Source organism: Lactobacillus gallinarum DSM 10532 = JCM 2011, from assembly GCF_001434975.1.
Classification (GTDB): Bacteria; Bacillota; Bacilli; order Lactobacillales; family Lactobacillaceae; genus Lactobacillus; species Lactobacillus gallinarum.
Map to the genome: position 1 here is coordinate 1 of NZ_AZEL01000080.1, position 11468 is coordinate 11468.

Here is an 11468-nt window from a genome sequence, read left to right on the forward strand (position 1 = left end):
TTAAGTTTTTCTTGTCTTAGCTGGTAACGCTCTTGTTTGCTTAAATTCTCCCAGGTTTGTTCTAAGTAAAACATGCGATTGCAGTAGTTGAGTCCTTTTTGGGCAAGGGACTTTTCAGAAGCCTGTTGTGGTACGGCTTCGTGAAACTTTCTTCTAACATGAGCCCAGCAGCCAACTAAAGTTGCTTTCGGCAATTGCTCATAAGCCTGCCACATATCACAGTGCAAATAACCGGGATAGTTTCCTAAAAAGTTTAAGGCAACCTTGCCACTCCGGGAAGGATCATGATGATAGAGTGTAATCCCGTATTGATCATGTTTGCCTGAAAGGAAGACCCAATAGTAAGTCTTGATTGTTTTACTTTCTAAGACTGTGTAATAAGTTTCATCGGCATGTAAAATTGGCCGCATTAACAGCTTTTGCTTAAGCAGATCATACACTGGTTTAAAGTAGTATTGACTGCTTTTCAAATCCCAATAATTTAACATCTGTCTTGAAACTTTTAGTCCCATCTTCTTCCAGTCGCTTTCTTGGCGATAGTCCGGCACCTTCATTTCATATTTTTGATAGAGTGAATGAGCGATGAGTGAAGCTGAACCTAGACCATGGTTTAGGGGAGCTTTAGGTACTGCAGCTTTAATGATCTTGTCGCTATAATTTCTTTGACTGCAATATTTACATTTGTAAGCATGTTGGATATGGTCTAGCCTTTTAAGTTGAGCTGGGATAAACAATAATTCTTGGCGAACTGACTGCTTGCCTATCTCAATCAGTTCATGATGACAATCAGGACAATGCTTGTCGCCTAATTCATGGTGAACCTCTTCAGCTGGAAGGGCAGCTAGTAAGTCAGCACGCTTTCGTTTGTGAGCTTGTCTTTTATAAGTAATAGTCTGAACGGCGGCGTCGGGGACGTTCTCCGTCATCTTGAGCATCAGGTTCATCAAAGAGACTTGTTTGTCCATTTAAAGGCATTTGTTCTGAAGATTTGCCATAACGTTTTTGCGTTAAGTAAGCCACTTGTTCACGGAGGAGCTTGATTTCATCAGTTAAGTTTTGAATAGTAGTTGCTTGTTGTGCAATAATCTTTTCCAAATTTTCTTGTGACATGAGTTAAACTTCCTCCTAAATTTATTAGTTAAAAGAATATCAAAAAAGCGTGCGATGTCAAGTGTTAGTAGAATTCGCACGCTTTCGTGTTCTTTATTTTTGGATTGATTGCGAAGCCCTTCATTAGCCAGTCGACCTGCTCAGAAGATAAAGCTTGAACTTCATTTTGATTCCTGGGCCAGTTCAATTTTCCATTTTCAAATCTTTTGTATAACAGCCAAAAACCTTGTCCGTCCCAATAAAGGGCTTTGAAGCGGTCCTTGCTTCCGCCGCAAAAGAGGAAGACTTTGCCGCTAAAAGGATCAAGTTCAAACTGTTCTTTGACTAAAGTTGCTAGTCCATCAATGCCTTTACGCAGATCCGTCTTGCCGCAAACGATATAGACTTGACCCAAATCACTGAGCCTAATCATGATAAGACTTTCTCAAGCAGCTTATTCATAATTTCAGTATCTAAACTACTGTAGAAGTTCAGTTCTAAGTCATCCTTTTTTAGATTAAGCAATAAATTATTACGTGGTGGACGAGCCTTTTTAGGCTTAGTTGAATGTCCAAGTGCCACAATGGGTTGTTGTTTTTCGATCATATTCGTAACCTCCATTAATTTGATGAGATTAGAATACCTGAAAAATGAAGGCTAAAACAGATACCCGGTTATTTGACGCTTACAAAAAAACAATGTATATTATAATTATTTGGCGATGAGATAACGGAGGAATATTAGACAAATATGAATAATAAGAAGACCTTAGTTACATTTGCATCTGCAGCAGTTCTACTTAGTTTATTCACTATGACTAACGAAAAGACAGTATATGCTGATGTAACTGAACAGCCTACTTCAAATCAAGAAGAAGCTATTACAACTAATAATCAAGCTACTGATGTTAAACAGGCCCAAACTACTGAGAATAATGAGGTCGTAACTCAAGATAATAAAAAATCAGATTCTAACAATAGTAATTCTGATCAAACGGAAAACCAGACCAATAATACAAACGTTACTAATGATACTAATCAAAATGGTCAAACAAATAACCAAAACAGTAATATGGATATTACCAATGAGGTTAATGTAACTGACCAAGATCAAGATACACAGAACAGTCAAAACGTTCAACAAAATAATGTTGATCAATCAATTGATAATACAGTTTATAATTCAAATTCTAATACTGTAACAAATAGTAACACGAATAATTATCAATTAACTGATCAAGCATTACAAACTCTAAAATTGGCAGATATTGATCCAAGCACATTAAATTTAGATCAATTAACTGCAATCAGAAAGATTAACTTTAAGAATGATACTGTCGATACCAGTACACACTGGAGCTATTCACAATATGCTGGCGTTGCCAAAAAGATGATTGATCAAGATAAGCGTTATAGAGTACCGTACTTTAACGCTAAAAAGATTAAAAATATGCCGGCAACTGTTACTCGTGATGCGCAAACTGGTCAAGTAGCAGAATCAGAATTAGAGATTTGGGATTCATGGCCAGTACAAGATGCTAAGACTGGACGAGTAGTTAATTACAAAGGATACCAATTAATGATTGCAATGATGGGTATTCCTAATCAAAATGATGCACATATTTACTTACTTTATAATAAGTATAATGATAATAACTTTAATCATTGGAAATGTGCAGGACCTGTTTTTGGCTTTAATGCTAAAGAAACTAGCCAAGAGTGGTCTGGTTCGGCTACAGTGAATAAAGATGGCAGTATTCAATTATTTTATGCAGATGTAGATACTAGTGAGAATACTAACCATCAAAAGATTGCTACTGTTAACTTAAAACTTAAAGTTAACAAAAAGAAAAATACAATAAAGATCGCTAAAAGAAGTCACCGTCATGTATTATTTACAGGTGATGGCAAACAATATCAAACTTATAATCAATGGAAATCTACGAATAAAGGTGCAGATAACATTGCTATGCGTGATGCACATGTAATTTCCGTTAAGGGAACTCGTTATTTAGTTTTTGAAGCTTCAACTGGTAAGGATAACTATCAAGGTGAAGAGCAAGTTTATAAGTGGCAAAATTATGGCGGTACTCCTAAAGAAGCAATGGAAAACTTCTTAAAGGTTACAGCTAACCAAGATATGACTAGTCGTGCAACTTGGGCCAACGCAGCAATAGGTATTATTCGTTTAACCAAGAATGAAAATAATCCGAAAGTTGTTGCAGTATTACCACCATTAGTTAACAGTTTGATGGTTTCTGATGAAATTGAAAGACCAAACATCATTCCAATGAATGGCAAATACTACCTATTTGCTACTACTCGTTTAAACCGCGGTACTGGTGATGATCTATGGCAAAGAGCTGATAATGAAGTTGGCGATAACGTTGCCATGCTTGGTTGGGTTTCTGATCATTTGACTTATGGTTATAAGCCGCTTAATGATGATGCTGGAGTATTGGTTGCCAGTGTTCCGTTTAATTGGAGAACTTCAACTTATTCATACTATGCGGTTCCCGTAAATGGAAGCAAGAATGAAGTTTTGATTACTTCTTACATGACTAATCGTGGTTTTGCGTCTGGTCCTAATAAGCGTTCAACCATGGCACCAGCATTCTTAGTAAAAATTAATCCTGATAATACCACTGAAGTAGAGAATATTGCTACTGCACAAGGCGATTGGGTTTATGATAAGAAGAGTAAGCGTAAGTCTATGATTGCTAAGAATATTCGTGGTGCTCATTTAAAAGGTGAACCAACTGAGCACAGCTGGTTTGATAAAGCTTAATAATAATTAAAAATTCCACTTATTCTGTTTTGAATGAAGTGGAATTTTTTCATCACATTAATAATACGTGCATATATGCATAAAACGATAAATTCATTATATTTTTGTTATTATTAGTGTAGTAATTTTACTAATGGAAGTTAATTATGAAAGTAAGAAAAGCCATCATTCCGGCTGCAGGATTAGGCACTAGATTTCTACCAGCTACTAAAGCTATGCCTAAGGAAATGTTGCCTATCGGTGATAGGCCAACAATTCAATTTATAGTTGAAGAAGCTAAGTCTGCCGGAATTGAAGACATTTTGATTGTTACTGGAAAGAATAAACGTGCAATTGAGAACTATTTTGATTCTAATCCTGAACTTGAACAAGATTTGGAAGAGACCGGTAAAGTTAAATTATTGAAGTTAACTCAAGATATTACTAATTTAGGAGTTAACTTGTATTACACTCGTCAACCGCATCCAGCTGGCTTGGGTGACGCAATTTATCGTGCACGTAGCTTTGTGGGAGGAGAACCATTCGTTGTTATGCTTGGTGATGACTTAATGAAAGATAAAGTTACATTAACTAAGCAATTGATGAACGATTATGATAAAACTCATGCATCCACAATTGCTGTTATGCAAGTGCCACATAAGGAAGTTTCCAAGTACGGTGTGATTGATCCTGAAGGCAAGGGTAAGGTGGATAAAGATCTTTACAACGTAAAGAAATTTGTTGAAAAACCTGCTGTTGATAAGGCACCAAGTGACTTTGCAATTATTGGACGTTATTTGCTTACACCGGAAATTTTTGAAATTCTTGAGAATCAAAAGCCAGGTCGCGGTGGTGAAATTCAATTAACTGATGCCATCGATACTTTGAACCAGACTCAACGAGTATTTGCTCATGTATTTAGAGGTCAACGCTTCGATGTAGGTAACAAGGAAGGTTACCTTGAAACCTCAATCCAATATGGATTAAGACACCTTGAAACTCGCGATGCCTTGAAGAAGTATATTATCGATTTAGGTAAGCAACTTGAAAAGGAATAATTAGTTGCGTTGCATTGCGTGAAGTGGTGTATAATATTTTGAATAACCTTTTTGTTAAGACTAACTCCAGACTTTGGTGGGCTGGAGTTTTTTTATATCTAAAATGGATATAATATGGTTGTATATTGTGTTGGTTTAAATGAAAAAGGAATATAACAAAGATGAAGAAATTTTCTAGAACGAAACTATATAATGAACTTTTGACAAATACTTTGAAAGATTTATCTGAAAAATACCATATAAATTACGCTAAATTTAGTGCTTTTTGTCATCAGAATAATATACCTATTCCTGGTTCTAAATATCGAATGTATTTAAAAATGAATAGAGATGTTACAGGATTAGTTAAACCTTTGCCCACTGCTAAGAACGATAGTATTTATTTTGAAACAGAAGATGACAAAGACACTGATATAGCAAGTGAGTTAAAGGATTTAAATGATTCACAAAAAATTAAGCAAATAGAGCAAGTATTGGCTAATTTTAAATATTCGTCTAAAAAGCCTTTGAGTAATAAAGTAAAGAACTTTAAAAAGAGTGTTGAAGAATGGGAAGAAAGTAATCCTGGTGATATTCATACGTATGAATGGTATGAGGGGTATTCATATGAGCAAAAGCCAAAATTCATGGAAAATATTTCGTCAAAAGAAAAGCCTAGATTATATCGAATATTAGATGAAATTTATTTAGTTCTTGATCAATTAGGTGAAGAAGTTAAAGATGATTTTACAGTAATTATTGGTGGTAAAGATGAGGTTCCTTTTGATGTTTTAGAATTAAAAGATCGAGTAAAGCATGAAATAACTAAAGAAGAACAGAAAGACCTAGACGAATATGAAATAGATTTGAAGATAAGACCTGATTTTGCGATAAAGCCTAGAATAAGAAAGTACGATCATCCATATAATGGAAAGCTAAAGATAGAATTTAAGGATTATCAATATCACGCATATGTCAAAGATACGAATAAAGGACAATTAGAAGATAAGATCCCTGAAATAATTATAAATTTTTATAAGGAATACATAAGTGTAAGAAATGAACGCTTAGAGCGGGAATACGAAGAACGAAAGAGAAAAGAGGAGAAAGAGCGGAGAAATCAAAGAGCTAAGCGTGTTAATGATGAAAAGACCCGTGTTAAAAGATTAGTAACAGAGGCACGTGATTATCAAACTGCAATGCGGATTAGGAAATATGCTGCCGTAATTTCAGATGGAAAATATAAAGATTGGGCTTTGCAGAAGGCAGATTGGCTTGATCCGACTGTAGCTAAGGATGATGAAATTTTAAAATCGAGAGATTATAGTAAAGATTTGAAAGAATATTTGGATGATTTGCTGAAAATTGAGGATGAGTATGATTGGTGATGGAGATGGAATATATTTTAGCTTAAGGAGATTAAATTGGACATTAGAACAATAGAAAAAGATGTATTGACTAAAGCGAAAAATAATATAAATCCCAGTACCAGTTCTCAACTTGCTCGAGAATTACAACAAAAGTGGGGAAAATACGCTTTTGATATAACTAATAAGTTGCAAAAACAGGGATATTTAGTAAGGTGTGATTTCTTTTTTGGTGGTGACTTTTGGTTAGGATATCTTACGCCGGCAGGTACTGAATATTTAAAAGAATTAAATTATTCAGCTAAAAAAGAACAGACGAACATTTATCAAAATAATTTTAATTCAGCAGTTTCTGTTACTAATTTGCAACAAGGAGATCATAATTCAATTATTGAAAGTAAAAATGAAGTGGATTATTCTGCTTTGCTAAAAACAATTGAGAAAATCAATGATTTAAAATTGTTGTATATGAAAGCAGAGGATTATAATCCCGATTTTTATAAAACATTGGATGAATTACAAGAGAGCACTGAAAAAAAAGAATCCTATGGAAAATTGAAGAAAATTTGGAATAAATTGCAGAATATTTTAGGCTCCAATAGTGTAAGTAATATTAGCAGCATAATTTCTACTATTATTGCTGCATGTACGGCTTTTAAGTGATTAAAACTGAACGTTGGCGGCGAAAAGGCTGTTGCCGATACTTTGGACAAATACTTTATCGTGCGTATCGCTTGGGTATTCGGTGTTAACGGTTCTAACTTTATCAAGACTATGCTCAAGGTTGGTTCTAACCATGATGAAGTTAAGGTTGTTGATGATCAAATCGGTACGCCAACTTACACCTTTGACTTGGCTCGCTTGCTCGTCGACATGATCGAAACTGACAAGTACGGTTATTACCACGCAACCAATTCTGAATTACCAGCAACAGAAAGCGGTTATGATGAAAATGGCACTAAGACCGGCTACATTTCTTGGTACGACTTTACCAAGGAAATCTACCGTCAAGCTGGTTACGACACCAAGGTAACGCCAGTTACCACTGCTGAATATGGTTTCTCCAAAGCAATTCGTCCATTCAACTCACGCCTCGATAAGAGCAAGTTGGTGAAGAATGGTTTTAAGCCATTGCCGGTGTGGACCGATGCTGTGAGTCGATACCTCGAAATTTTGAAGAAGCAAGGCTTCTTTGATGAATTAGATAATAAGTAGAATAAGGATTAAGGAGGCCGTGATGGTCTCTTTTTTTATGCAATAAAAAAGCTGTTAGCAGCTTAACGTGAAGATCAGTTATCAACAGGAAAAATTATAGAGACATTTTTATCTATCTTTTTATGATATCTTTTAATCCTACAATTAAAATGCTTAATATTATATTTTATAGTTTATAAGCCACCTCTTACCTATTATGCAATTAACCAGAGCTAAATTAATTGGAATGTATTTCTTAGTTGTTTGTTAACTTTTATCAATTTGGGTGATTTTAGATTTCAAGGTATAATTATTAAAGTTATAAATTATATCGCGGCTCTTACAACACACAAAATGATACAAATGTCAATACTTTTCTTTTTCTTTTTTTATAAAGATAAAACTAACTTGAAATGTTGATATAACAGTATTTCTTTCTTTTTTCTTTCTTTTACTTACAGGTGAATTTATGGATTTTATTAATTTTGTTAAAGACGTAGATGCAATTGAATTTACAACTCCAAAAGAGAGTTTACATTTAGAGTTCAAAAAGGCTAGTTGGAAATTGCCTAAAAGTATATGGGAAACAATAAGCTCATTTTCTAATACAGATGGTGGTCTTATTGTATTAGGTGTAGATGAACCAACACCACATCATTATAAAATTGTAGGTGTTGATCACCCTGATGATGTAATAAAAGAATTGTTTAACGATAATAGCAACTCTACTGTAATCAATAAGCCTGTAATTCAAAATTCTGATGTTAAAATAACTACATTTAAGGGTAAAAGATTAATTCAAATTAAAATATTTCCTGCTCAGTTTTCTGATAAGCCCATTAATGCTAAGGGTAAAACTTATATGAGAACTGATGATGGTGATCGCTTAGCCACTCATGATCAATTGAAGTATTTATATGCTGAAAGCCAAGATCAGGTAGATACTAGATTGCTTGAGAATTTTGATTGGGATAGTGACTTAAATCTAGAAGATCTTAGTGATTATCGCAAAAAGCTAGAAAAATTAGAAGGTGCAGATAGTGTGTCTAAATTAGATCGTGAACTTTTGATAGATATTGGAGTATTAAGACGTGATAGGCGTTCCTCAAATAGAAATTATAAAATGACGGAAGGCGGTCTGTTGTTTTTCGGTAAATTTATGTCGATAATGGACCGATTTCCTAGATTTCAATTAGACTATACAAGATATGCTAAAGATGGTGATACTGATTGGATTGATCGTGTTTCAGCAGGTGATATGAACTATCCAGAAATGAATATTTATTCGTTTTATAATGTAGTCTTACCTAGAATAGCTTCTAATATTAATGACAAATATACTCAAGATGAAGAATTGACAAGAGGCAGTTATGTTGCTGATTTAAGATCTGCAGCCAAGGAAGCATTAGTTAATTGTTTAATGCATGCTTATTATGATGGTACGATAGCAATTCAAATTGAGGATCGCCCAAGTTATTGGGAATTTACTAATCCAGGCGATATGAGAGTCAGTAGAGAATCGTTTTTACGTGGTCAAAAGTCTGAAGTAAGAAATTCAGAGATCGCTACTTTATTTAGAAGAATTGGTATTTCAGAAAAGAAGGCCAGCGGAGGACCTAGAATTTTAAGGGCTGCAAGTAGAAACCATTTGATGGAACCTGAAATAGAAATTGATTCAACCAATAAGATTACAAAGATAAGGATTTGGAAAATAGATATTCGAACTAAAATTGATGATGAGATGGTTTTGGATCCAACTGAAAAATTTATCATTGATTATGCCATTCAAAAATCTAAATTTAGCTTTTCTCAAATGTTTAAAGATATGAATGATAAATTTGGAAGTAACAGTACCGTAAGAAAAAGATTTAATCACTTGTTGGATGAGAAGCTTTTAGTTTCAGAAGGAAACGGTAAGTCTACTGTGTATAAGTTAGAAAAGACCAGTGAACAAGAACAAGTAGATAGAATAATGAGATTGAAGAATATGGAAAAGAATTTATAATGATTTGAACCTTTTTTCTCATAGGGCTTGTTATTAAGTATAAAGGTAGGCAGGAACATGGCATTGTTTTTGTCTATCTTTTTTTGGAATAATTAGTTATATGACAAGATTGGGAAAATTTTGTCATATATGTTCGGATGAGTGATAGATCTGCGGTCAATATAGTTTCTTATCTTGTCAAAGAGCCATAAAATTTAGATAATAATGTGAATTTAGTAAAAGCGAAAGTTATGCAATTTTAATTGATAAAGAATAAAATGAAAATGTATTATAGTCAGCTTATTGAAGTAGATAAGAGATGTAGGCTAAATGAAAAAATTTTCTAGAACAGAACTATATAATGAGCTTTTAAAGAATAGTCTAAAAGATCTATCTGATAAATATCATATAAATTACAATCAATTTAGCTCTTTTTGTCATCAGAATAATATTCCAATTCCTGGTCCAAAATACAGAATGTATTTAAAGATGAAAAGAGATGTTTCAAATCTTATAAAACCTTTACCAATTGCTGAAACTGATATTATTTATTTTCGAACAAGCGATGAAAATGAAGACATCAAAAATGAATTAAAAGAATTAAATGATCCTTTAAAAATTGAGCAGATAGAACAAGTATTAGCGGAGTTTAAGTATTCATCTAAAAAGTCTTTGAGTTCCAAGGTGAGAAATTTTAAGAAAAGTATTCAGAATTGGAAGAAAGAGAACCCTTACGATGACCATTCATATGAATGGTATAAGTGGTATTCGGATGAACAAAAGCCTAAATTTATGGATGATATCTCACCTAAAGAACTTCCTAGATTATATAGGTTGTTAGACAGGATTTATTTGATATTTGATCAACTAGGTGAAGAAGTTAAAGATGATTTTACAATAATTATTGGTGGAAAGGACGAGGTTCCTTTTAGTATTTCAGAGTATAAAGATAATATAGACCATAGGATAACTAAAGAAGAGCAAGCGGAATTGAATGAATATGAGAAAAAGCGAATGATTGATCCAGATTTAGCTTATAAACCTAGAATTAGAAAATATGATCATCCATATAATGGAAGATTCAGAATAAAGTTTGATAGTTATCCCTATCATGCTTATATAAGAGATACCAATAAAGGAAAATTGGAAGATAAGATATCTCAGATAATTATTGAATTTTATAAAGAGTATATTTCTGTAAGAAAGGAGCGTCTTGTTAGAGAAGAGGAAGAGCGAAAACAAAAGGAAGAAAAGGAACGGAAAATACAAAGAGCTGAGCATATTAATGACGAAAAGAAAAAGGTTCAAAAATTAATAATTGAAGCACGTGACTATAAAACTTCAAAACAAATTCGAGAATATGCTAAGACAGTCAAAGATCCGGAGTATAAAGACTGGATTTTACAAAAAGCATCTTGGCTTGATCCAACTATCCACAAAGAAGATGAAATCCTGGGTAAGAGGGATTATAGTAAAGATTTGAAAGAGTATTTAAAAGATTCGCTAGAAATTGAAAGTGACAGATATTGGTAATAAAAAATTGATAATAATTTATCCGAAAATATTAATAGTAAAATTATAAAGTTCTTTTAATTTGCCTTTTCGTTAGAAACTGTCAAATCTTTTGTGTAAATAGATCTTTCTCATAGATTGATTTTTTATTCTTTATTTAATCAAAGTAAGATTCTAAGGTGTCCTAAACCTGACCAAAGCCTTTGTGAATTCGGTTGAAGTAGCGGTCATTGTAACTCATTGCTTGGATGCCAATAAAAGTATCAAGCGACTGTTCAGTCGGAGACTCTGCTTTAGGCTTAGCCTTGCGCTTAATGACGTTGTTAAAAGCTTAAATCATGTTGGTAGAGTAAATTGAAGCTCTGATCTGCTTAGGATAATTATAGAAGACCAGCAGGTCCGGCTCGATGTCTTTCAGGTTTCTTATGACATGATTATAACTCTTGTTCCATTTGGCATAGAAGGCATAGAAGGCATGCAATACATCAATAGCAGCTGCTTTATTGGCTTGCTGGTGAA

At 33.6% G+C, this 11468-nt stretch carries 10 protein-coding genes and 2 pseudogenes; 7 read left to right on the forward strand and 5 right to left on the reverse strand.

The features are described from left to right. The 4 genes from tnpC to FC37_RS10525 all read right to left on the reverse strand — a co-directional run. On the reverse strand, nucleotides 1-926 hold a 926-nt coding region (tnpC, locus tag FC37_RS09630), incomplete at its 3' end, for an IS66 family transposase (RefSeq protein ID WP_236697325.1). Further along, entirely contained in the window at nucleotides 880-1110 is a 231-nt protein-coding gene (locus tag FC37_RS09635) for an IS66 family transposase (RefSeq protein WP_005725993.1), read from the reverse strand. The genes FC37_RS09635 and tnpC, both read right to left, overlap by 47 nt. A 64-nt stretch (nucleotides 1111-1174) precedes the next feature. Further along, complete coding sequence (tnpB, locus tag FC37_RS09640; RefSeq protein ID WP_035434607.1) at nucleotides 1175-1522, reverse strand: IS66 family insertion sequence element accessory protein TnpB; 348 nt, start codon at nucleotides 1520-1522, stop codon at nucleotides 1175-1177. Then, entirely contained in the window at nucleotides 1519-1695 is a 177-nt protein-coding gene (locus FC37_RS10525) for a hypothetical protein (protein ID WP_004897518.1), read from the reverse strand. The genes tnpB and FC37_RS10525 overlap by 4 nt, the downstream gene beginning before the upstream one ends. A 144-nt stretch (nucleotides 1696-1839) precedes the next feature. Here FC37_RS10525 and FC37_RS09645 point away from each other — a divergent pair, with 144 nt between their 5' ends. The 7 genes and pseudogenes from FC37_RS09645 (at nucleotide 1840) to FC37_RS09675 (ending at nucleotide 10970) form a co-directional block, all read left to right on the forward strand. Further along, on the forward strand, nucleotides 1840-3876 hold the full coding sequence (locus tag FC37_RS09645) for a glycoside hydrolase family 68 protein (protein WP_056945636.1): 2037 nt from the start codon (nucleotides 1840-1842) through the stop codon (nucleotides 3874-3876). A 146-nt stretch (nucleotides 3877-4022) separates the two neighbouring features. Further along, nucleotides 4023-4913, forward strand: coding sequence for a UTP--glucose-1-phosphate uridylyltransferase GalU (galU, locus tag FC37_RS09650; RefSeq protein WP_025006392.1), 891 nt, complete (start codon nucleotides 4023-4025; stop codon nucleotides 4911-4913). A gap of 161 nt (nucleotides 4914-5074) precedes the next feature. Next, complete coding sequence (locus FC37_RS09655) at nucleotides 5075-6280, forward strand: hypothetical protein (protein ID WP_025006391.1); 1206 nt, start codon at nucleotides 5075-5077, stop codon at nucleotides 6278-6280. A gap of 36 nt (nucleotides 6281-6316) precedes the next feature. Beyond that, the gene (locus FC37_RS10360) at nucleotides 6317-6922 is read left to right on the forward strand and encodes a hypothetical protein (RefSeq protein ID WP_025006390.1); all 606 of its coding nucleotides are present in this window, start codon (nucleotides 6317-6319) and stop codon (nucleotides 6920-6922) included. 12 nt (nucleotides 6923-6934) lie between these two features. Next, nucleotides 6935-7474 (forward strand): annotated as a pseudogene (locus FC37_RS10365) (SDR family oxidoreductase); the annotation flags it as partial. A gap of 448 nt (nucleotides 7475-7922) precedes the next feature. Continuing rightward, the gene (locus FC37_RS09670) at nucleotides 7923-9458 is read left to right on the forward strand and encodes an RNA-binding domain-containing protein (protein WP_025006388.1); all 1536 of its coding nucleotides are present in this window, start codon (nucleotides 7923-7925) and stop codon (nucleotides 9456-9458) included. 309 nt (nucleotides 9459-9767) lie between these two features. Beyond that, on the forward strand, nucleotides 9768-10970 hold the full coding sequence (locus FC37_RS09675) for a hypothetical protein (RefSeq protein WP_025006387.1): 1203 nt from the start codon (nucleotides 9768-9770) through the stop codon (nucleotides 10968-10970). A 163-nt stretch (nucleotides 10971-11133) separates the two neighbouring features. Here the strand turns inward: FC37_RS09675 and FC37_RS10370 are convergent. Continuing rightward, a pseudogene (locus tag FC37_RS10370) lies at nucleotides 11134-11468 on the reverse strand (transposase); the annotation flags it as partial.